At 36.3% G+C, this 21,353-nt stretch carries 18 protein-coding genes, 6 tRNA genes and 5 pseudogenes; 2 read left to right on the forward strand and 27 right to left on the reverse strand.

Annotated elements, in window-relative coordinates; translation table 11 throughout:
• Positions 1–108 precede the first annotated feature (108 nt).
• Both QWZ06_RS20050 and QWZ06_RS20055 read left to right on the forward strand, forming a co-directional pair.
• Positions 109–2,954, forward strand: a pseudogene (locus tag QWZ06_RS20050) (TonB-dependent receptor).
• Positions 2,955–2,972: 18 nt separating this feature from the next.
• Entirely contained in the window at positions 2,973–4,154 is a 1,182-nt protein-coding gene (locus tag QWZ06_RS20055) for a phosphatidylinositol-specific phospholipase C domain-containing protein (protein ID WP_290300771.1), read from the forward strand.
• A 356-nt stretch (positions 4,155–4,510) separates the two neighbouring features.
• Here QWZ06_RS20055 and QWZ06_RS20060 read toward each other — a convergent pair.
• From QWZ06_RS20060 to QWZ06_RS20185, 27 genes and pseudogenes are all read right to left on the reverse strand, one after another.
• Positions 4,511–4,584 (reverse strand) — tRNA-Asp (locus QWZ06_RS20060).
• Between the two features lie 33 nt (positions 4,585–4,617).
• A tRNA-Asp gene (locus tag QWZ06_RS20065) sits at positions 4,618–4,691 on the reverse strand.
• A gap of 33 nt (positions 4,692–4,724) precedes the next feature.
• Positions 4,725–4,798: transfer RNA gene (locus QWZ06_RS20070), tRNA-Asp, on the reverse strand.
• 36 nt (positions 4,799–4,834) lie between these two features.
• Positions 4,835–4,908 (reverse strand) — tRNA-Asp (locus QWZ06_RS20075).
• A 36-nt stretch (positions 4,909–4,944) separates the two neighbouring features.
• Positions 4,945–5,018 (reverse strand) — tRNA-Asp (locus QWZ06_RS20080).
• A 33-nt stretch (positions 5,019–5,051) separates the two neighbouring features.
• A tRNA-Asp gene (locus QWZ06_RS20085) sits at positions 5,052–5,125 on the reverse strand.
• A 130-nt stretch (positions 5,126–5,255) separates the two neighbouring features.
• The gene (trxA, locus tag QWZ06_RS20090; protein WP_027374941.1) at positions 5,256–5,573 is read right to left on the reverse strand and encodes a thioredoxin; all 318 of its coding nucleotides are present in this window, start codon (positions 5,571–5,573) and stop codon (positions 5,256–5,258) included.
• Between the two features lie 88 nt (positions 5,574–5,661).
• Positions 5,662–6,836: pseudogene (locus tag QWZ06_RS20095) on the reverse strand (cysteine desulfurase family protein).
• A gap of 2 nt (positions 6,837–6,838) precedes the next feature.
• Positions 6,839–7,315: a hypothetical protein gene (locus tag QWZ06_RS20100; protein ID WP_290300776.1), complete on the reverse strand. Its 477-nt coding sequence runs from the start codon at positions 7,313–7,315 to the stop codon at positions 6,839–6,841.
• A 24-nt stretch (positions 7,316–7,339) separates the two neighbouring features.
• Positions 7,340–7,927, reverse strand: coding sequence for an HAD family hydrolase (locus QWZ06_RS20105; RefSeq protein ID WP_290300777.1), 588 nt, complete (start codon positions 7,925–7,927; stop codon positions 7,340–7,342).
• Positions 7,928–7,930: 3 nt separating this feature from the next.
• Positions 7,931–8,655: pseudogene (locus QWZ06_RS20110) on the reverse strand (SDR family NAD(P)-dependent oxidoreductase).
• On the reverse strand, positions 8,655–9,974 hold the full coding sequence (locus QWZ06_RS20115; RefSeq protein ID WP_290300778.1) for an FAD-binding oxidoreductase: 1,320 nt from the start codon (positions 9,972–9,974) through the stop codon (positions 8,655–8,657). Before QWZ06_RS20115 ends, QWZ06_RS20110 begins: the two are co-directional and overlap by 1 nt.
• Positions 9,971–10,858 (reverse strand): decaprenyl-phosphate phosphoribosyltransferase, encoded by an 888-nt coding sequence (locus QWZ06_RS20120; protein WP_290300779.1) that lies wholly within the window; start codon positions 10,856–10,858, stop codon positions 9,971–9,973. Before QWZ06_RS20120 ends, QWZ06_RS20115 begins: the two co-directional genes overlap by 4 nt.
• 108 nt (positions 10,859–10,966) lie before the next feature.
• Positions 10,967–11,656 carry a YiaD family glycine zipper/OmpA-like lipoprotein gene (locus QWZ06_RS20125; RefSeq protein WP_290300780.1) on the reverse strand — a complete coding sequence of 230 codons (690 nt, stop codon included), beginning with the start codon at positions 11,654–11,656 and terminating at the stop codon, positions 10,967–10,969.
• Between the two features lie 25 nt (positions 11,657–11,681).
• Positions 11,682–12,173: a lipocalin family protein gene (locus QWZ06_RS20130; RefSeq protein ID WP_290300781.1), complete on the reverse strand. Its 492-nt coding sequence runs from the start codon at positions 12,171–12,173 to the stop codon at positions 11,682–11,684.
• A 226-nt stretch (positions 12,174–12,399) separates the two neighbouring features.
• Complete coding sequence (locus QWZ06_RS20135) at positions 12,400–14,073, reverse strand: S8 family serine peptidase (protein WP_290300783.1); 1,674 nt, start codon at positions 14,071–14,073, stop codon at positions 12,400–12,402.
• Between the two features lie 81 nt (positions 14,074–14,154).
• On the reverse strand, positions 14,155–14,772 hold the full coding sequence (locus QWZ06_RS20140; protein ID WP_378170927.1) for a WbqC family protein: 618 nt from the start codon (positions 14,770–14,772) through the stop codon (positions 14,155–14,157).
• A gap of 57 nt (positions 14,773–14,829) precedes the next feature.
• The gene (gene lepB / locus QWZ06_RS20145) at positions 14,830–16,479 is read right to left on the reverse strand and encodes a signal peptidase I (protein ID WP_290300787.1); all 1,650 of its coding nucleotides are present in this window, start codon (positions 16,477–16,479) and stop codon (positions 14,830–14,832) included.
• Positions 16,480–16,610: 131 nt separating this feature from the next.
• A complete protein-coding gene (gene dapB / locus QWZ06_RS20150; protein WP_290300789.1) occupies positions 16,611–17,312 on the reverse strand; it encodes a 4-hydroxy-tetrahydrodipicolinate reductase in 702 nt (233 codons plus the stop codon).
• Between the two features lie 58 nt (positions 17,313–17,370).
• Positions 17,371–17,796, reverse strand: a complete 426-nt coding sequence (locus tag QWZ06_RS20155; protein ID WP_435384130.1) for a DUF5683 domain-containing protein — start codon at positions 17,794–17,796, stop codon at positions 17,371–17,373.
• On the reverse strand, positions 17,769–18,008 hold the full coding sequence (locus QWZ06_RS28245; RefSeq protein WP_435384131.1) for a hypothetical protein: 240 nt from the start codon (positions 18,006–18,008) through the stop codon (positions 17,769–17,771). Before QWZ06_RS28245 ends, QWZ06_RS20155 begins: the two co-directional genes overlap by 28 nt.
• Positions 18,009–18,898 (reverse strand): annotated as a pseudogene (locus QWZ06_RS20160) (ParB/RepB/Spo0J family partition protein). It lies immediately after the preceding gene.
• A gap of 68 nt (positions 18,899–18,966) precedes the next feature.
• Positions 18,967–19,739 (reverse strand): annotated as a pseudogene (locus tag QWZ06_RS20165) (ParA family protein).
• A 163-nt stretch (positions 19,740–19,902) separates the two neighbouring features.
• Positions 19,903–20,154, reverse strand: a complete 252-nt coding sequence (locus tag QWZ06_RS20170; protein ID WP_290300791.1) for an energy transducer TonB — start codon at positions 20,152–20,154, stop codon at positions 19,903–19,905.
• Complete coding sequence (locus QWZ06_RS20175) at positions 20,154–20,321, reverse strand: hypothetical protein (RefSeq protein WP_290300793.1); 168 nt, start codon at positions 20,319–20,321, stop codon at positions 20,154–20,156. The genes QWZ06_RS20170 and QWZ06_RS20175 overlap by 1 nt, the downstream gene beginning before the upstream one ends.
• Positions 20,322–20,353: 32 nt before the next feature.
• Entirely contained in the window at positions 20,354–20,746 is a 393-nt protein-coding gene (locus tag QWZ06_RS20180; protein WP_290300795.1) for a hypothetical protein, read from the reverse strand.
• Positions 20,747–20,942: 196 nt separating this feature from the next.
• Positions 20,943–21,233, reverse strand: a complete 291-nt coding sequence (locus QWZ06_RS20185) for a hypothetical protein (RefSeq protein WP_290300797.1) — start codon at positions 21,231–21,233, stop codon at positions 20,943–20,945.
• Positions 21,234–21,353: the final 120 nt, after the last annotated feature.

The following is a 21,353-nucleotide window of genomic DNA, read 5'->3' on the forward strand; positions in this document are numbered from 1 at the left end:
TTGATTTACAATAGAGTTCACTTCGAACTCAACAGAAGTGGTAGTCTGAAATTTAAATGAACTCATTCTTTTTTATGAGCTGACATCTTTGCATAAAATTTCACTAAGATGTCACGAGAAAGTCTTTTTCTAACAAAAGCCGCATTTTTTCTTTTGGGCCCATTGGCCTTTGCACAAACCTCAGTTCATGGAACCGTAGTAGACAACCAAGGAAACCTTCCTAATGCACTGGTATATATTGAAAACAGTGGACAAAAGGTTACTTCCAATACAGATGGATCCTTTGTTCTGAATACTGTTTATGATGGCAATTATAAACTTGTCGTAGAATACAAAGGGTATGATACCATCTACATTCCTTTCAACGTAATAGACAAAAAGGAAGTTGACTTTGGGTTGGTTAAATTTGGAACTAAACTTAAAGAAAACAGTATTCAGGAAGTGGTTGTTACCAGTGTATACAAAGCTTCACAAGCAAGAGCCATCACCATGAAAAAGAATTCCAATACCATCACAGAGGTACTTTCTGCTGATGCCATTGGAAAACTTCCGGATCGTAATGCAGCCGATGCGGTACAGCGTATGCAAGGAGTATCCATTGAGCGTGATATGGGAGAAGGACGCTTTGTTGCAGTAAGAGGAACACCTATACAATGGACAGCTTCTACTTTAAATGGCAACAGAATGCCCAGCGCGAGCGGTGACAATGCGAATCGTGGTGTGCAAATGGATATCTTTCCTTCGGAACTTATTCAGAACGTCCGCTTATCCAAAGCATTGACTCCGGATTTGGATGGAGATGCTATTGGCGGGAATGTAGATTTTATTACCAAAACATCTCCCAATAAAGAAACCTTAGCCATAAGCATGTCTTCCGGATACGTCAATATGTCTAAATCACCAACCTACAATTCTTCTATTGTTTACGGAAACAAGATTACCAATAAACTAAAATTCATCTCTTCTGCGGTAATATGGGAACGTTCTACGGCTATTGATCAGATGAGAAATATTTTCAATTATGGATTGAAAGACAAAACAGCCTCCTACTCTATCAATCAACTGCAGCTTCGCGATTATCTGGCTAACCGAAGAACACTTGGATTCAATTTAGGGCTGGATTATGAGATAAACAGCAGGAATAAACTATACTTTAAAGGCTTATACAGCCAATATAAGGACGGACAATCTGTAAGGGAAACCTATTTTAATTTTGATAATAAAAATGTAACCCTTCAGGCTCGTCATGCAGATTATCTTACAGATCTTTATTCTATGCAACTGGGTGGAAATCATCAGGTAGGACAGCGTTTGGAGGTGAATTGGTCATTATCTAAAGCCCGTTCAGAGTTTAGATTCAATTCTCCGGAAAACCTTGACAAAAATGAAAGAGGATATCCAATGGTTAATTTTGTACAGCCTATGACCTATGGCAATCTTTCTGCTGATGGAAGAAAATACATGGCTATGGATGCTCCTGATGGCATTGGAGATACCGGACGTTATACTCTGCCTTCTCATCAACAGGCAATAGCAGCCGATCAATTAAAATTAAATCAAATTATTCTCAGCCAAAATCACAATAGCGAAACAGACTTAAGAGGACAGGTAGATTTAAAATATAAAGTATCTGATACCTTTGAGCTTAAATTTGGGACAAAATATAACAATAAAAACAAAAACGTAGACAGTTCTTTACTGGTATGGATGCCTAAATCTTCTCTTGGAATTCCCGGAAATCCAGTCACCTATCTGAATCAGCTTAATCGTGAAGCATTTCCATACAGAGGAGGTTTTATGAATCCTCTTGGGAATCCTTACAATTCGGCGATCATTGATCAGATTACCAACGGACAGATTGATCAGATGTACAACCCAGCTACACAGAATCGGCTAGGTCTCATGCAGGTAAGCAGCAAAGACAGCAGTTCTAATATCACCAGTTCTTATCGTGGAACGGAAAATGTATGGGCAGCTTACGTGATGGGAACCTGGAAAGTGACTGATCAGCTTCAGGTATTGGGAGGTTTCAGAAATGAATATAATGATATTACATTTTGGGGCAAGAAAGTGGTTTCGGACAAGGATAATAAAACAGAAGATATTAAAGATACCAAAACCTACAACATTCTGCTTCCTATGGTGAACTTGAAATGGAATATCAGCAATGACCGCATTCTAAGGCTTGCCTACACCCGCTCTTTTGCAAGGCCAGACTTCAATGATCTGAACCCGGGAACCATTGTAAATGATATCACCAATACCATCACTCAGGGGAATACGAAACTGGATCCTACATTTCCAACAACTTTGATCTTATGTTTGAAAATTACTTTGGAAAACTGGATCTGATTACAGCGGGAGTATTTTACAAAGACATTACCAACCTCATTTATAAAGATCAGTCAGTAGCAGATATCGGCGGCAGAACTTATACCTTCACTGCTCCTAAAAATCTGGAAGGAGCAAAATTATTCGGTTTTGAATTGGGGGTCTCCAAACGTTTTGAAAATCTCCCTGGATTTTTGAAGAATTTAGGGTTTGAAGGAAATTACACTTACATCTCCTCTAAAATGAATATGCCCATCTATGAAAATGGCCAGCAGACAGGAACGATGTCCACTACTATTCCTAATCAGGCCAAACATATTTTCAATACCATCCTGTTTTATGAAACCAATAAACTGATGCTTCGGGTAGCCGGGAACTATAAAGGAAATTATGTAAGCGAGATCAGAGCTGCTGCAGGCGCAGATCACTATCAATATTTCGATAAAAACTTCACTGTGGATCTTTCTACCTCTTACAGCATTTCAAAGAAGGTTCGAGTGTTTTTAGAACTTAATAATATTTTCAATGAACCTAACCGCTATTATATGGGAACAAAAGACCGTGTAGAGAATATTTCCTACTCAGGAATGCGCGGGCAGCTAGGATTCACTTATAACTTCTAATTAAAAATTTATTTATCTATGAAAAAGTATATATACGGGGCTGCGTTTTGTATGACAGCATTATTACAGGCACAAAATCAATGTCAGAATCCCGCAATCAATCAACTGCAGATTGTAGGAACACATAATTCATATGCTCAACCGGCAGATCGCAAAGTGTTGGATATGGTAAGTCCTATCATTAACAAAATGATGCAAAAATATGACAGCATGATGTCTGAAGAACAGAAAGCTAAGTTTAAAGAATATCATCCATACGGAATGGAGATCAAAGAAGGACTAAACTACAACCATCCAGATTTTACAGAGCAGCTTAATGCTAATCTTCGTGGTCTCGAAATAGATGTTTATTATGATCCGGAAGGCAACAGATTCAGTCATCCTGCTACTTATGAAATTTTAAAAGCAAAAGGAGTAACAGATTTAGCACCCTTCAACACCAAAAGATTGGATCAGCCTGGATTTAAAGTATTACATATGGCGGATATTGATTTCAGAACCCATTATCCTACGTTAAAAGACGCCTTAGCAGCTCTTAAAACATGGTCGGACCAACACCCTGGGCACACTCCAGTCTTTATGATGATTGAAGCTAAAGATTCCGGATTCCCTATTCTTGAAAACAGTACAAAGGTTTTACCATTCGATAAAAAGGCTTATGATGATCTGGACGCTGAAATCATAAAATATTTAGGAAAAGATAAGATCATTACTCCCAAAGAGGTTCAAGGGAAATACAATACCTTAAAAGAAGCGGTAACCCATAATAACTGGCCTAAATTGAATGAGAGTAAAGGAAAGTTCATCTTCATGTTATTACCCGGAAGTGCAGGTACCTTATCTTCTAAAAACAATCCCTATCTTATTGATGGTTCATTAAAAGAACGAGTCATGTTTTTGAACAGTGAACCTGAGGATTCTTTCGCAGGTTTCATATTGCGGGATAACGCTATTGTAAGACAAAAAGAGATCCAGGATCTGGTAAAACAGGGGTATATCGTAAGAACAAGATCAGACATTGAAACTTATGAAGCCAAAGCCAATGATTTCAGCCGTTCTAAAGCAGCTTTTAGTAGTGGTGCTCAAGTAATCTCCACCGATTTTTTCCGTCCCGGAAATACCTATGGCACCCCTTACTTTGTACAACCTCCACAAGGGAAAGACTATCTTAATAATCCAATCAATACATCATGTAAGTAAAATAAAAACCCGGTTCTGAAAACAGAACCGGGTTTTTACATAATACTATTATGACTTGTTACACTCTTTACAGTAAATCACTTTTCCTTCTTTAATTGTTTGAAGTATTTTGATGTTTTTAATTTTCATCTTATCTTCTTTTAATAGATTTTCATCTATTTATAGAATTTTATTTATATGAATAAATTATCCATCATAAAAAATCACACTTATATAAAGCTAAAGAGAATAGAATATTGTTTGTAGTAATGGTTTTAAAGCAAACTCCGGAAACCAATCCTTATTCATTTTATACACGAGCAACTCCTGAGTTTGTATAAACAAAAAAAAGTCTTCTATTTCTAGAAGACTTTTTGCGATCCGGACGGGACTCGAACCCGCGACCTCCGCCGTGACAGGGCGGCATTCTAACCAGCTGAACTACCGGATCAATTTTTTTAAAAAGAAATTGAGAAAACTTCTGCGATCCGGACGGGACTCGAACCCGCGACCTCCGCCGTGACAGGGCGGCATTCTAACCAGCTGAACTACCGGATCAATTTTTTTAAAAAGAAATTGAGAAAACTTCTGCGATCCGGACGGGACTCGAACCCGCGACCTCCGCCGTGACAGGGCGGCATTCTAACCAGCTGAACTACCGGATCAATTTTTTTAAAAAAAGAAATTGAGAAAAACTTCTGCGATCCGGACGGGACTCGAACCCGCGACCTCCGCCGTGACAGGGCGGCATTCTAACCAGCTGAACTACCGGATCAATTTTTTTAAAAAAAGAAATTGAGAAAAACTTCTGCGATCCGGACGGGACTCGAACCCGCGACCTCCGCCGTGACAGGGCGGCATTCTAACCAGCTGAACTACCGGATCAATTTTTTTTAAAAGCAATTGAAAAACTTTTTGCGATCCGGACGGGACTCGAACCCGCGACCTCCGCCGTGACAGGGCGGCATTCTAACCAGCTGAACTACCGGATCATTGTTTTTTGTTAAAGAACTTCGTTTCTTTTTCGTGGTTGCAAAATTACACCTTTTTTTATTACCTGCAAATTATTTTTAAAAAAATGCCTCCCAATCGTGGAAGGCATTCATTATCAAACTTATTTTTTTATAAGTGAGCGCTTAATTTTTCAGCGATTACCTCTTTTGGAGCTACACCTACTAATTTATCTACTACTTCTCCGTTCTTAAAAATAAGAACTGTAGGGATATTTCTAATACCATACTGCATTGAAATCTCTTGGTTGTTGTCTACATCCACTTTCCCTACTACCGCTTTTCCTTCAAAATCTGATGCTACTTCTTCGATGATTGGTCCTAAAGTTCTGCAAGGTCCACACCATACTGCCCAAAAGTCTACTAAAACGGGTTTATCTGATTTTAAAACCGTATCCTGGAATGAGCTGTCCGTAATTTCTAAAGCCATTTTTTGTTTCTTTTATTTTAATTAATATTATTTTCTTGTTTTCAATTCTTTATTGAATGTTCAAAATTACGATTTTTACATCATAAGACTATCTATGCTCAACATTAGTTTTTTCTATAGCATAGTCTTTTGAAATCTCTTTTAAAGCATTCACCAATGCGTCTATATCCGCTTTTGTCGTTAAGTGACTGAAAGAGATACGCAATGGTGTACAATGATCCATTTCATCTTCAGAAAGAACCATCATCATCACCATAGAAGGTTTAGATGCACCAGAAGAGCATGCACTTCCCTGAGAAATTGCAATTCCTTTCATATCCAACTGAAGACCAATTAATGGGTTTTTATAAGGCAATAAAGCACTTAATACCGTATAAAGACTATTTTCCTTTTCAGCACTTCTTCCATTGAATTTTATCCCCTCAATTTCAGCAGATAGCCTTTCGATAGCATAGTCTTTAATATCTTGCATATAGTTGGTATATTCCTCTATATTATTCAAAGCAAGCTCCAATGCTTTTCCTAGTCCTACAATACCACAAACATTCTCAGTTCCTGCTCTAAGGCTTCTTTCCTGAGGTCCTCCTGTAATGATTCCTTTCAATCCTGTTGCCTTTCTGATGAAAGCAAAGCCGGAGCCTTTAGGTCCATGAAATTTATGGGCACTGCAAGAAGCAAAATCTACCGGGATATCAGATAAATCAAGCTGCATATGAGCCATCGTTTGCACCGTATCTGAATGGAAAGAGCATTATGCTCTTTACAAAGCACAGCTACCTTTTTAAGACCAATAAGATTTCCTATTTCGTTGTTGGCATGCATTAAGCTTACCAATGTTTTTTTATCTGAAGATTTTAATAACTCCTCTAATTTATTAAGATCAATATCTCCTTTTTCATTAGGGCGGATATAATTTACTTCTACTCCTTTTCTCGCTTTCATATCCAGAATACTTTCAGAAACACATTTATGTTCCAAAGGTGAACTGATGATTCTTTCTACTCCAAGATGCTCTACCGAGGATTTGATAATCATATTATTGGATTCTGTTCCACAAGAAGTGAAAATGATTTCAGCAGGAGTTACATGAAGATAGTCTGCAACCTGTCTTCTTACATTTTCAATAAGGATTTTGGCTTCCTGCCCAAAGCTATGAGTTGAAGACGGGTTTCCGAAGTTCATCTTCATCGTACCAACCATTGCATCTATAACTTCTTCTGCAAGCGGAGTGGTTGCGGCATTATCTAAATATATTTTATCCATTGTTATTTTGAATATTTTAATTCTACGGAGGTAAACTGGTAATCTGTGGGAACAGTAAAAATAAACCAAGGGTTGGAAAGAACCTGAATTTCCATGCCTCCAGGAGTAGACTCTCTACCCGGCACTTCTACATATAAAATATTGTTCTTTACAGACACCCCTTTAATTTCATTAATAGTGTGGCTGCCTGATCTGAAGCTTCCCAGATTGTATAAAACAACCTTTTTATCTTTTGGAAACTTTGGATAGTTAGTTGCAGGAGCTTTCCCTTCTTCTACAAGTTCAAAATCACTTTTTCCCAGAGCAACATATTCTTTTTCATCTTTTATGATCCTAAAGCCAGGCTGCTCAGTTCCTCCCTGAGAATTAGACACCAGAAGTTCTGCTTTTTGCTGCATCTCAGACGTTTTTTGTGAGGATGATGTTGTACTTGCGCAGCTCATCAGGATAGCTGTACATGCAATTAACAAACTTTTCATTTTTTACACTTTTATCACCCAAAATTAGTGAAAAAATTGGTAATGTCCCTCATTTGCCCATTTCAACATTGGCTTATCTCCGGATGTATCACCAAATGCAATAATTTTATCATACCTAGAATCGTGGATTTCTTCCTTTATTCTCACCAGTTTTTCTTTCCCGTTGCAATTTTTTCCGATGAAGTTTCCTGTGAAAATACCGTTCTTGAACTCGGCTTTGGTAGAAACGAGTTGCATTTTCAATACCTCGGCAAAAGGTTTTACCCAGATATCTAAAGAGGCTGTTACTAATAAACTTTGTGTATTATTCCTATCGATATTTTGAATAAAATCCAGGGCATTTTCCCTTACAATTTTAGGATAATGCAATTCAAAAAACTGTTTGGATTTCAATTCTATTTTTTCCTGAGTCTGTCCTTTTAAAATGGATCCGATAAAACTTTTCTTTACTTTTTCCGTTTCTGCCAGCTTCAGCTTCAGCAAAATAAAAAGCGGTACATGTCTTAAAAATTGTATTCTATATTTTGTAGAGTCGTAGAATTTAAGATACATAAACATAGTATCTTTATACGTTAGGGTTCCGTCAAAATCAAAACAATACAATTTTTTCATTTTTTAAAGCTTTAACTTTTTAAATATAAACTCAGGGATATTCCTGATAATCATCATAATAATATTCCAAATCGGCAAAACATATGCCACGTTCTTTTGTTTTTTGAACGCTTTATAAATACAAGCTGCTGCCTGTTTAGGAGTAGCCGTTAATTTTGGATTTAAAGGCAGACCTTCTGTCATTTTAGTTGCCATAAATCCAGGTTTTACCGTCAATACATGTACTTTTTTACTGAAAAGGTAATTTCTAAGTCCACTCAGGTAAGCTGTAAAAGCAGCTTTTGCACTTCCATAAATAAAATTACTCTGTCTTCCACGATCTCCTGCTACTGATGAAAGTCCGATGATCGTTCCAGACCTTCTGTTTTCAAATTTATGAGCAAAATAGTTCATTACCGGAATCAGTTTAGAATAATTGATATTAATAATACGTTCTGTATTCTTGTTATCATACAATCCTTCCTCCGTCCCTTCACCCAAATATCCTACGGCACAAATAATACATTTGAATTGATATAATCAAATCTGTTGTAATCTATTTCTTTCATCAGATCTAATTCTATTACTTCAGACTGTTGTAGAAATTTCACATCAATATGTTTTGCAAATCTTTCTGTCGTTTCTTTATTTGAGGTAAAAAGATAGATTTTTTCAAACTTTTCTCCTTCCTGAAGTGCTTTTTCCACAAAAGCCTGTGCTACTTCAGATGTACTTCCCAGGACTATCATTATGAATTGTTGTTTAAGATTCTTTTGTGCTGTAAAGACACAAATTTAGGACTTCGAATGTTTTTCAGGTAATTGGTTAATGAAGATCTGCTCATACTATCTTTAGTCAAATAAATCCTTCCTCCAAACTCCTGAACAATACTATCAAGCTGATCCACCAGCTTTTTCAGTTTTGAATTTACTTTAAAATCCAATGCCAATGTATACCCTTCCACAGGGAAAGAATTGTAAGCTTCCGGATTGTTTTTTCCAAAAAGTTTTAAAACTGCCAAGAACGAACCATTACCACTTTTGGCAATCGTTTCAAGAATTCTTTTCATTCCTTCTTTTCCTGCTTCTTTTGGAATCACCATTTGGTATTGTATAAAACCAGATTTTCCATAGATTTTATTCCACTCATTTATGGCATCTAAAGGATAGAAAAACGTTTCGTAATCGATAAAGCTTTTTACTTCTTTCTTAGATTGTTTTTTATAATAGAGCCAGTTGAAAATCTTTACTGTCAAAGCATTTAATACGAATCCCGGAAAGTAGAACGGAATAGTAGGCTGTAATTTACCCTTTAATCGTAAAGGTGATTTGGCCATATTCTGAGGCAATTCGTGCTGGAAAGCATGCTCTCCTCTCATCAGAATACTCCTTCCTATATTATTTCCTTTCTGAAGACAATCGATCCAGGCTACGGTATACGTCCAGCTTTCACTTTCGTCAAACAGTTTAAAGATTTCATCAAGATTCTCTGCTTTGATACTTTCCTGACGGATATAAGCAGATTCTATATTTTTAAGTTTAAATTTTGCAGTCAGAATGATTCCTGTAAGTCCCATACCACCAATAGTAGCCCAGAACTTTTCTGCATTTTCTTCTCTTGAACAGGTAATGATCTCTCCGTTTTCCACCATCAGCTTGAATTCCAATACATATTCTGAAAAACAGCCTTCTGCATGGTGGTTCTTCCCGTGTACATCTGAAGCAATAGCTCCACCTATGGAAACAAACTTTGTTCCCGGAGTTACGTACAGGAAATATCCTTGCGGAACTGATATTTCAAGCACATCCGAAAGCAATACTCCGGATTCGCATTCTATAATCCCGTTCAAACGGTCGAAACTGATGAATTTATTTAATTTCTTGGTGGAAAATATGGATTCCCCCAATGAAGCATCTCCATAACATCTTCCGTTTCCTCTTGCAATAACTTCATTGTGATTGAGTACGAATTCTTTTATGTTTTTGAAGCTGTCTTCAGATCTCATTTCTTTTTCTACAACCGGGTAGTTACCCCAGTTTGTAACTTTCTGTGTGAAATTTGGCTTCATTTCTTAAAGTAAATTTGAATTAAAAATGTGGCCACCCAAAGTAATAAAGTAACCTGTATATAACGGTCTCTGTACACAATTTTTGTGGGAGATTCTGTTCTATTGTACACTAATGTCTGCTGAAGATATCTTAAAAGAGCAAATACAACGAAAACTACTGTATAAAATACTCTTTCATGGAATCTTGCCTGAACTTCCGGTGAAAGGGTAAACATCAGATAACAAACAATAGCCAGTGTAATAGAAATAGATAAAGCAATATCTGCAAATTGTACATTATACCCATCCAAAGCTTTTCTTGTTTTTCCAGAAACCTGAGCATTGATAAGCTCTCCTCTCCTTTTTCCGATAGCGAGTACCAGTGCCAGTACAAAAGTCAGTAAGATCGCCCATTGTGAGATACTAATTCCTGTAATGTAACCGCCTGCCAGAACACGAAGTACAAATCCTATAGCAATAATAAAAATGTCAATAATTGGGACATGTTTGAGTCTGAATGTGTATGCAAGGTTCATCACCACATAAAAAGCAATAATGGTAGCAAATTTCCATAGTGGCTGATGAAAATACATTTGAGCAAAGCCTACAAAAGCAATATCTGCAATTACAAGCCCAATCAGAATTCCTATTGCTGTAGATTTTGAAATGGCACCACTTGCCAAAGGACGTTTTCTTTTTTCAGGATGTTGCCTATCTGCGTCAATATCATTATAATCATTAAGAATATAAACAACACTTGCAGCAAAAGAGAAAATGATAAAAGCAAAGATACTTTTGGTAAGTAAATCCAAATTGGTAATATTACCAGAGAAAAATAGGGGCACAAATACAAAAAGGTTTTTTACCCATTGCTCTACTCGAAGTAGTTTTAAATATTTCTTCATTTACGTTATTTCGATTACAAAAATAATAAATTAAAAATTGACAGGTATAAAAATACAAAAAAAACCGCCGGGGCGGTCTTTTACGAAAATATTTATATATTAAATTAATTACTGCCCTTGCTTGGCATCATTAATCATTTTTTCATTTGCAGTAATAGCGAATTCAACTCTTCTGTTTTTAGCTCTTCCTTCGTCTGTATCGTTGCTAGCAACCGGCATATTTTTACCTTCACCTTTAGTGAACATTCTGCTTCCTGCCAATCCTTTTCCTACTAAATAAGCCTTTACAGCATCTGCTCTTCTTTGAGAAAGCGCCACGTTATAAGCATCTTTACCTACGCTGTCTGTGTGACCATAGATATTGATATTGGTATCTGGATTATCAACCAATACTTTAGCTAATTTATCTAAATTATTTTGAGCAACAGAAGTAAGGTTTGAAGAGTCGAAAGCAAAGTTTACGATACTTTCATTCATCGTCACTTTAATACCGTCTCCTACTCTTTCAACCTGAGCACCTGGTAAAGTTTCTTTAATATCTTTTGCCTGCTTATCCATTTTGTTACCGATAACGTTACCTGCAACACCTCCGATAATACCACCTAATACAGCACCAATAGCACCGTTACCACCTCTTCCTACATTATTTCCAAGGATACCACCTAGTACAGCACCTGAAGCAACTCCTACAGCAGTACCTCTTTGTTGGTGATTTGAATTTTGAACTGCTTCACAACTTGTCAATAATAATGCTGATGACAAGAAAAGAGCTCCTACGTATGTTTTAGTAAATTTCATTTTTTTTATCTTTTATGTTATTTAATTATTTCATTCCAGTTCTTTCGAAATTGTAAACAACTTTTACATTTCCGCCTTCAAATGGAACGTCTTGCTGAAGTGAAAACTGATCTGTGTTTTGGTTGATTACCGATAAAGTATACCCCGCAGTATTCTGTTTTGCTTTTGTACCTGCAAGAACTTTCTTAAACATAAATGTATCACCGTTTTTTATTTCAAACTTGATAGGCTGTGTAATTGCCGGGCAGCTTCCGCCTCCGTTCAGAGTATAAGCCCCTGTCCAGTTGTTAGGAATTAATCTCCAATGACTTCCTACGAAGCACTGTGCATCTGCACCTTCGTCAAAAGGCTTAATTTTATACCCTTTATCGTAGTCTATGCTCACAATCTGCCAATCTCCTTTTAATTTAAGAAAATCAGCTCTTTGATTTTGAGATGTAGCTGCTTTATTCACAGAGGAACAAGACACTGCAAAAAGTGATGTTCCTAACATCCCTGCAAGTAGTAACTTTTTCATTTTGTTGTTTATTATTTTGTTACAATAAAGTTACAAAAAACCGTGCCAAAATTGTATTTAAAAAATAAAAAAGTCCGAAAAATTTCGGACTTTTTTATTAGCTATTTAAAAATGAATATTTTAACTATTTTTTTGAAAATAACAAAACAGTATGCAATCACGCTCTAACCGCTAGAGCACTGTACTCCATATTGATAAAACGGATATCATAATCATTTATGAATAATTATTTTTTAACTGCTTTTGTTGCTTTTTTTACAACAGGCGTTTTACTTCCTTTATAAAAGTTATTATAAGCATATTCTGCTGCTTTTTTCACATCAATCACTCCTCCTGCTGCAGAATAGTCTGTAAAACCGTTGGCTGTACTCAAATTACTTGATTTCTTCAACGATTCAATGATCTGGTCTGGCTTTAGCTCGGGCATATAAGCCAACAGAACTGCTGCTGCTCCTGATACTACCGGAGAAGCCATAGATGTTCCATCTAAATACTCATACTTACTTCCTTTAACTGTTGAATAGATTCTTTCTCCCGGAGCAAAAACATCTACCATTTTCTTATTGAAGTTGGAGAAGCTTGCTCTAAGCGCATTGTTGTCATTTGTACTTGCCCCTACTACTACTACGTTATTGACAAATGGTTTTTCATCATTCACATTTTTATAATTGGTAGGATATGCCAGGTGTTCTGCTACATCTTCATTTTCATTACCGGCTGCTTTCACTAAAAGTACTCCTTTGTCTTCAGCATATTTGAAGGCATCCCAAACCACATTCTTACCTGGAGAAACAGGTTTACCAAAACTCATATTCAGAATTTTAGCTCCATTATCTACGGCATATTTTATTGCATTAGCCACATCTTTATCTCTTTCATCACCATTAGGAACAGCTCTTACCGTCATAATTTTAGCTACTCTTGAGGCAATACCATGCTGTATTTCTTTTCCTTGTGGGAGTCCTGCAATGATTCCGGCAACGTGAGTTCCGTGTTCTGCATCAGGCCCTTCGTAGTGATTGTTTCCGTAATTCTTTTCAGAATAGTCGTCATAGTTATCTCCTACAATTTCTTTTCTTGGATCATATGAAAGATCATATTGTTTTGCTGCCGGTGCATAATGATCGATAGCTTCTTTCATATCCTTTTTCATTTTATTTTCGAAATCTGTTGCAGAAACTCCTTTAAAATCCGGACTTTGAGAAACCTGTCCTAAGATTTCCAAAGCAATTGCTTCCTTTTGATCCGCAGGTTTCTTAATCGCTGCAAGATTTTCTGCAGTCACTGATTTCCCACCCAATAGTTTAACCATAGTTGGAACCAGCTCATTAATCATAGAATAGGTTCTGAAGTTTTGCTGAGCCTCAACACTCTTCTTTGTGAAAAGATCCTTCGCTTTCATATACATCGCAAACTCCTCAGGCATTTTAGCTTGATTAGCTTTGTTCTTTGCAGAATCATCCCCTTCAAAGAGAGGCTTGTATTTGGCAACAACTCTTGTCACTTCCATATTATCGATGTCTATATCACCGTTTTTCCCTCCTATAAAGTTCCATCCGTGAATATCATCGATATATCCGTTTCCATCATCATCCTTTCCATTTCCAGGTATTTCATTGGGGTTAGTCCACATATTTTTCACCAATCCCGGATGATCTACCTGTACACCACTATCTAAAACTCCAACGATTACTGTTTTAGGTTTTAATCCTTTTGACTCTAAATATTTATATGCATTTTCAGTATTAACTCCATATATTTTTGAAGTTGCAAAATCTTTATGATACCACATCATCAGATTTTTATCTTCATTCGGGTCAATACTTTTAGCTTTTGATTCCTGTGCAAAAGAGAATCCAAAACCGGTCAAAAAAACTGCAGCTAATAATACCTTTTTCATATACTGATATTTGTTTTAAAGTCATATGCAATCGTCATCTGTTTTTATTTGCAATGAAATTCTGATCGTGACGATTTTATATTAATGTTTTATATTTTTTATGTAAACAAGTGATTCTGGGCCTTTGTTACAAATAAGATCCACAACCGATAAATCTTCCAAAAATCCTAATTTGTCTGAGAAAGTTTGGTAATAGCTTTCCATTTCAAACTCTGAAGGAAGTTTTGCAGAAAATTTCTCTCTGAAATTGATTCCTTCTGGATTTTTGATATATTCTTCATTCAAAGAGTGTGCCTTTTCTGTTTTTAATATCTGTTGGATGATTTCTAACCCTTTAAGGTTAAAATCCAAAAGAAACTTTTCTTTCAAATCAAAGATCTTTCTGAATTTATCTTCATAGTACTCGAAATAAGGTGAACTCTGATATGCTGTTTGAATAGATTTCCAGTGAAGTGTTCTCCAGTCTTCTCTGTAAGAAATCTCAATATCTTTAAATTCTCTTTTCCCATTATGATTAATAGGGATAATCAAAGATAATTTTCCGTTGGCTCCATAGATATTCGCTCTGTTTCTATAGGTTTGCTTTGGAAAGTTTTCAAACTGTTCAAATACAACTTCGCTTTCAGCATTTAAAAACACTGAAAACCATGAAACCGGTGGCATATAAAATACCGGCAATAAAACATTCTTCATATTCATAATACAAAAATGAAGTATTTTTTCAAATACTTCATTCTATTTTAAGTTTAATTTTATTTATAACTCGTCTTCTGTTTTTTTCTTTTTGAATAATTTCACAAAATACTCCCAACCGAAGAATAATATTAAAATCATTGCGGCAATCCACCAGTATGAAGTTTTATTAGCTTCTCCTGTATTGGTTGCCTTAAACATTCTGTCCCAACGGATCTTGAATGGTGCCTGATATGTAGAACTGCTGTCTGCAAAAGCTCCTTGAAGACTCATCCATGTAAACATTGGTTTTCCAACGATATTTTCTTCCGGAACGAAACCAAAAAATCTTGCATCTAATGAAGCATCTCTGTTATCCCCAACCATCATATAATAATCTTGCTGGATTGTATATTGATTGGCTTCTTTTCCGTTGATAAAGATCTTTCCGTTCTTTTTCTCTAAGCTGTTATGCTCATATTCGGAAATAATCCACTGGAACATTGGAAGCGTTTCATTGTTGATGGCTACCACATCACCCTTCTTAGGAATTCTTACAGGGCCATACCAGTCCTGATTCCATGGCTTATTTACTGGAAATATAGACTGTGTTGTATCAATTTTTGTTCTGGCATCATCTCTATAAGCGATTGCAGCTTCTCCTTTCACAGAAACATCTTCTTTCATGTCAACCACGTGAGGAAGTTCTTTGATATCTTTAGCAATTTTATCCGTTAGACCTTGGAAGCCATAAATAAATCCGCCGTTGTTCTGCTGTATTTCCTGTACCGGTAAAAATCCGTAAGCTTTATATAATGTAGGAATGTCTAACTGGCTGTCAGTGGTTACAATATATCTGTGTTGTACTTCCTGATCTCCTAAAACAACTTCCGGCTTTCCATTCACGAAAAGTCTTCCGGCTCTCATTTCAAAAGTATCTCCGGCAGTCGCTACGCATCTTTTTACATAAGGATCTTTTCTATCGATAGCAGCATGCACTGAATCCTGAGGATAGTTGAAAACAACTACATCATTTTTCTGTGGTTTATTGAATTGCAGGATTCTTGTATATGGTAATTTTACTCCGTCTACATAAGATTTAGGATCATCTTTTGGATTTCCTTTCTGTCCTGTATCCATAATCGTTCCCTGAAGGAAAGGTATTGCCAAAGGACGCATTGGAAGTCTATATCCATAGCTCCATTTATTTACGAAAAGGAAATCTCCTACCAATAATGTTCTTTCCATGGAACCTGTAGGAATTCCGAACGGCTGTGTTACAAAAACGTGGATAATGGTTGCAAATACTACGGCGAAAGTAATAGATCCCAAAAATGTATCTTTCTTTTTAGCCTCTTTTTCTTCATCTGTAAGATACAGATCATTAGCATTTTCATCTTCCAGTTCTACCTCTTTAGAATAGTTGATAGTTGCCATATAGATGAACGGAAGAATCACAGTAAGAATCTGATCCTTGAAAAGGGTTTTTCCGAACTTCTTCACTAAATAAAGATGGAAAACAGACATCATGATGGGGCCTACAATCGGAAGATAGGAAAGGATTGCCCACCATTTCGGATGTTTCGTTTCTTTCAGGATAATGAAATAGTTATAGAAAGGTATAAATGCAAATAAAGGGCTATACCCCATTTTTTTAAACAACTTCCATGTTGAAATCCCCATTAATACGGATAAAATGAGGACATACACTGTATACGTTAAAAAATAATTCATAATTTTTTTGTGCCTATTCTTATGATATAAACGATAAATGATGAGTAATAAACGAGAATAGCTGTTCTGCTATTAACAATTCACTATTCATCATTTTCATATTGGTCTGCAATTTACAGAATTTGTTACAATTAAAGTCCTAAAACATCCTTCATTCCGAAGTTTCCTTTTTTGTCTTTGATCCACTCAGCTGCAACTACCGCTCCTAATGCAAAGCCATTTCTGTTGAATGCAGTATGTTTGATCTCAATTTCATCCACTTCACTTCTATAGAAGACACTATGAGTTCCAGGTACTTCATCTTCGCGAATTGCGAAAATTCCAAGCTGAGTTCCTTCTGTTTCTTCCAGTTTCCACGCGTCAAATTTCGAATTGTTATTGATAATTCCTTCTGCGATAGAGATGGCAGTTCCGCTTGGGGCATCTTTTTTATGGATATGGTGAATTTCTTCCAGCTGACAAGAGTATTCATCTACATTCTTCATCAGACCAGCCAGTTTTTCGTTTAAAGCAAAAAATAAGTTAACGCCTAAACTAAAATTCGAACCATATAAAAATGCGGTATCATTATCTACCGCTAATTTTTCTATTTCAGCTTTTTTCTCCAGCCATCCTGTGGTTCCGCAAATTACCGGAGTTTTATTTTCAAGGCAAGCTTTGATATTGTCGTATGCAACTTCCGGTAAGGAAAATTCGATCACAACATCTGGATTGTTAAGATTTTCAGCAGTTGGGGTTTCCTTCAGGCGGGCAACAACTTCGTGACCTCTTTTCTGTGCGATCTCATCAATGATCTTACCCATTTTACCGTAACCAACTAATGCTATTTTCATGTAATCTTTTTTATTTATTGTTACATTCAACCTTTCGGTTCTCTGTATGTATTATATATTAAAATCTATAACTTAAAGCGAATCCTGTTTTTGGAGAATCAAAACCATATTGGTCCTGAATCACAGATGGCTTAAAAGTCAGATCAGGGTCATGGCGGCTTTCATAAAGATGAGCGTCCACTACTGCATCTACAATATTTAAAATATAGATCAGTCCTGTAATGGCAATAGCATAATCTCTTTGTCTTTTTGCCCTATCCTGCGCATTTCCTAACGCTTTCTTATCTAGCCAAGGGCGAGCATCCACGAATTCATTAGGTGTGCCATTTAATTTGGCCACATAATATTCGCGGTATTTCCTGTATTGATTATCATTCCATACAGCAATACCTACTCCAGCTCCTACTGCTCCCCAAACAATTGGGATCTTCCAGTATTTCTTGTTGTAGAACTGCCCTAATCCCGGCAATACTGCAGAATACAATCCTGCTCTGGTAGGATTAAGTTTATCGTTTTTTTGGTAGGCCCATTGGCTTTTTCCAGATCTTCGATAATCTTTGCTTCTGTTTTGGTTGGTTTTACCAAACGAAGTTCCTCTTTCGGAGGTGTCTGTACCCGAACAGTATCAATAGGCGCAACTTGTGAGTAAGCCAATACAGCAATACACAAGAAAAATGTGAAAAATATTTTCTTCATTTATTTAATATGGGATAAAATATATTCCAGTTCTTCTTCATTTTTGAAGTCCAGGACAATTTTACCTTTTTTACCATTTCCAGAAGCTTTGATCTCCACTTTTACATCCAGGATGTCAGCAATGGTCTTCTGAGCTCTTTTATAGTTATTGGATAACTCGGCACTTACTTTTTTAGCAGCCGGAGATTTTGGATTTTTAAATGCAGCCGCAGCTTGTTCAGCCTGACGTACATTCAGCTTTTCTTTAATGATCAGATCGAATAAAATCTGTTGGTTTTCTTCACTTTCAAGACTGATGATTGCTCTCCCATGTCCAGCAGAAATTTCACCGCTTCTGATAGCATTCTGAATATCCGGATTCAATCTTAACAATCTGATTGAATTGGTAATTGTACTTCTATCTTTCCCTATTCTCTGGCTAAGATTTCCTGAGTAAGACCTATTTCTTCTAAAAGCCTGTGATAAGTAAGAGCAATTTCAATAGCATCAAGATCTTCTCTCTGAATGTTTTCAACAAGAGCCATTTCAAGAAGCTCCTGATCATTTACTAAACGGATGTACGCAGGAACTGTCGTTAAACCAGCAATTTTACTTGCTCTGTAACGTCTTTCCCCGGATATGATCTCAAATTTCTCACCGTCTTTTCTTAAGGTAATTGGTTGGATGATCCCTAAGTTTTTAATAGACTGTGCTAATTCCTCTAATGCTTTTTCATCAAAATAAGTTCTCGGCTGCGTCGGGTTCGGATATATATCTTCAAGCGCAACTTCTACAATATTTCCCACGAACTTGTCTGCTCCCTCATCTGTAGCGGAGTTGACAGTTGCTTTGGATTCTGCACTTAAAATGGCGCCCAAGCCGCGTCCCATAGCTCTTTTTTTGTCCTTCATAGATATAATTGATAAATGATGTTTGTTAAGTGATGGCTACCATTCACCTATTGGCCATTATTATTAATTTAATTCTTTATTAAGTTTTCGTTCTTTAAAAGAACTTCTTCAGCTAACTGAATATACTGAACAGCCCCTTTACTTTCGGCATCATAGTTCAGGATACTTTCTCCGAAGCTCGGAGCTTCACTCAATCTTACATTTCTGCTGATGATGGTTTCAAAAACCATTTCCGGGAAGTGAAGATTTACTTCTTCTACTACCTGATTAGATAGTCTTAATCTGCTATCATACATGGTAAGAAGAAGACCTTCTATTCCAAGATCTTTGTTATGGATCTTCTGAACGTTTTTAACGGTGTTCAAAAGCTTCCCAAGCCCTTCTAATGCAAAGTACTCACACTGAATCGGAATAATTACCGAGTCTGCTGCTGTAAGGGCATTTACTGTAATCAAACCTAAACTCGGTGCACAGTCTATGATAATATAGTCATAATCATCCCTTACACTCGCTAATGCTTTTTTCAGCATATATTCACGATCTTCTTTGTCTACCAATTCGATTTCCGCTGCTACCAAGTCAATATGTGATGGAATAATATCCAGATTCGGCGTTGCCGTTCTTTGATACAAACCCTTGTATCCGCACTATGCTCCAGTAGATTATATGTGGAATACTGAACATCTTCTACTCCCAAACCAGATGTAGCATTGGCCTGAGGGTCAGCGTCAATGATCAATATTTTTTTTTCCAATACTCCTAATGCTGCTGCCAAGTTTACAGCGGTAGTAGTTTTTCCTACCCCACCTTTTTGATTAGCAATACCTATGATTTTTGCCATTATTAGAACTTTAAGTTTCAAAAATACACTTTTTTCTTTGCTCCCGATAGATGGAGAAAATCAAAATTGAGTTAAAATATTGTTAATAAGCAATTTAACGATAAAAAAAATTATCCACAAAAAAAATTCTTTGTGGATAACTATTAAAAATTGATTTTTGATATTAATTATCAAACTTCATGGAGATTGGAAACTTGAAGTAACTTCTTACAAATTCACCTTTTTTATTTTTGGCAGGAATCCAGATTCCTTTGTTTGAAATTGCCTTCACTGTTCTGATTGCCTCATTGTTAAAATCGGCATTGGTTCCGTTAGCTTTTACCCCTGAGATTGTTCCGTCCATTTCTACAATGAACGTAACCGTAGTTTTTATTAGTTCTTCTGATTCAATACTTGATCCATCGAAGTTGTTCATCACTTTGTTCTGAAAGAGTCTATACCGCCTTTAAAGCTGGCTTCTACCCCAAGATCGCCTGCGTCTACAATCTTAGTCTTATCTACAGGATCCTGAATGGCTGGCGGCGGAGTATTGATTACCGACCCAGTAGGTACAGTTGTCGTTACATGGGTATTCGGAGTCACCACCTCGCCTTTAAAATGATCTGTAAAGCCTGCTACAGCATCATCCGGAACAGGATCTTTTTCACATTGTCCTGAGCTGTACTTGATGGTGTTGGAACTGTGCTGTCAAATGTTTTTTTATCAGGCGCAGATGCTGGTTTTACAGGTGTAATGGTCACAGGTGGATCTTTCTCCGGTACATCAACCACATGAAAGATTCTCTTTCCGTCATCTCCGGTTCTCTGGACAGGTGCGTCTGTTTTAAAGGCAGAAATTACCGCTGGTGTTAGAGAGACTGCCGCCATTAGGCTTACTCCTATAAAAAGTGCTTTGGTTAATATTCTATCTGATTCGTTTCTTAATACATAGGCACCGTATTCTTTGTTTCGGTGCTCAAAAAGAACTTCGTTGAAGCGAAATTCCTGGTTTTGATTCTGGTGTTTCATCACTATTACTATTTAAACTGTTAAAAAATGTGATTATTAGTTTGATTAGTTCTTATCGATAAGCAATGTTTCAATATCAAAAGATCTGCCAGAATTTTATCAAAACAACATAATATTATAAAATTTTATGAAAATGTTTAAAATTTAACATTTTAAACATTGAAAATACACACCTAAAATCCATCAAAATATTGAGTTACGTAAAAATCATCAGTACCATTATCAATGGTATTAATAATCCCACCGCATTGATAATAATGAGAATTACTGAACTGATCTTTGTTTTTTTATAGCTTTTAGCGGCAAAATATATAGCAGCAACACTAAACAGCAAACTACAAACAACAAATAACATCAGCAGAAAATTACTGCGGATATTTATTGGGAATCCTAAATAAACACTTAGTAAAACAGCATATGCAATCGTAAAGTATAAGCTAATTACAATATTGTCCAGAAAACGCTGGGGTATTTTATTTTCTTCCATATATTTCATTTACGCTTTTTCTTAAAACAAAAGTATACAAAAATTCAAAACTGAAATTATTCCCTTACAGTTTAAATGTACTCTTAATAAATTGTAAATATTTAAAATAAAAGAGGATTA

The organism is Chryseobacterium tructae (assembly GCF_030409875.1).
Taxonomy (GTDB): Bacteria; Bacteroidota; Bacteroidia; order Flavobacteriales; family Weeksellaceae; genus Chryseobacterium; species Chryseobacterium tructae.

What these genes read in the sequence shown, in the direction of transcription:
- QWZ06_RS20055 (WP_290300771.1), top strand. Translation starts at nt 2,973, where the DNA reads ATGAAAAAGTATATATACGGGGCTGCGTTTTGTATGACAGCATTATTA.
- trxA (WP_027374941.1), bottom strand. Translation starts at nt 5,573, where the DNA reads ATGGCTTTAGAAATTACGGACAGCTCATTCCAGGATACGGTTTTAAAA.
- QWZ06_RS20100 (WP_290300776.1), bottom strand. Translation starts at nt 7,315, where the DNA reads ATGAAAAGTTTGTTAATTGCATGTACAGCTATCCTGATGAGCTGCGCA.
- QWZ06_RS20105 (WP_290300777.1), bottom strand. Translation starts at nt 7,927, where the DNA reads ATGAAAAAATTGTATTGTTTTGATTTTGACGGAACCCTAACGTATAAA.
- QWZ06_RS20115 (WP_290300778.1), bottom strand. Translation starts at nt 9,974, where the DNA reads ATGAAGCCAAATTTCACACAGAAAGTTACAAACTGGGGTAACTACCCG.
- QWZ06_RS20120 (WP_290300779.1), bottom strand. Translation starts at nt 10,858, where the DNA reads ATGAAGAAATATTTAAAACTACTTCGAGTAGAGCAATGGGTAAAAAAC.
- QWZ06_RS20125 (WP_290300780.1), bottom strand. Translation starts at nt 11,656, where the DNA reads ATGAAATTTACTAAAACATACGTAGGAGCTCTTTTCTTGTCATCAGCA.
- QWZ06_RS20130 (WP_290300781.1), bottom strand. Translation starts at nt 12,173, where the DNA reads ATGAAAAAGTTACTACTTGCAGGGATGTTAGGAACATCACTTTTTGCA.
- QWZ06_RS20135 (WP_290300783.1), bottom strand. Translation starts at nt 14,073, where the DNA reads ATGAAAAAGGTATTATTAGCTGCAGTTTTTTTGACCGGTTTTGGATTC.
- QWZ06_RS20140 (WP_378170927.1), bottom strand. Translation starts at nt 14,772, where the DNA reads ATGAATATGAAGAATGTTTTATTGCCGGTATTTTATATGCCACCGGTT.
- lepB (WP_290300787.1), bottom strand. Translation starts at nt 16,479, where the DNA reads ATGAATTATTTTTTAACGTATACAGTGTATGTCCTCATTTTATCCGTA.
- dapB (WP_290300789.1), bottom strand. Translation starts at nt 17,312, where the DNA reads ATGAAAATAGCATTAGTTGGTTACGGTAAAATGGGTAAGATCATTGAT.
- QWZ06_RS28245 (WP_435384131.1), bottom strand. Translation starts at nt 18,008, where the DNA reads ATGAAGAAAATATTTTTCACATTTTTCTTGTGTATTGCTGTATTGGCT.
- QWZ06_RS20170 (WP_290300791.1), bottom strand. Translation starts at nt 20,154, where the DNA reads ATGAACAACTTCGATGGATCAAGTATTGAATCAGAAGAACTAATAAAA.
- QWZ06_RS20180 (WP_290300795.1), bottom strand. Translation starts at nt 20,746, where the DNA reads ATGAAACACCAGAATCAAAACCAGGAATTTCGCTTCAACGAAGTTCTT.
- QWZ06_RS20185 (WP_290300797.1), bottom strand. Translation starts at nt 21,233, where the DNA reads ATGGAAGAAAATAAAATACCCCAGCGTTTTCTGGACAATATTGTAATT.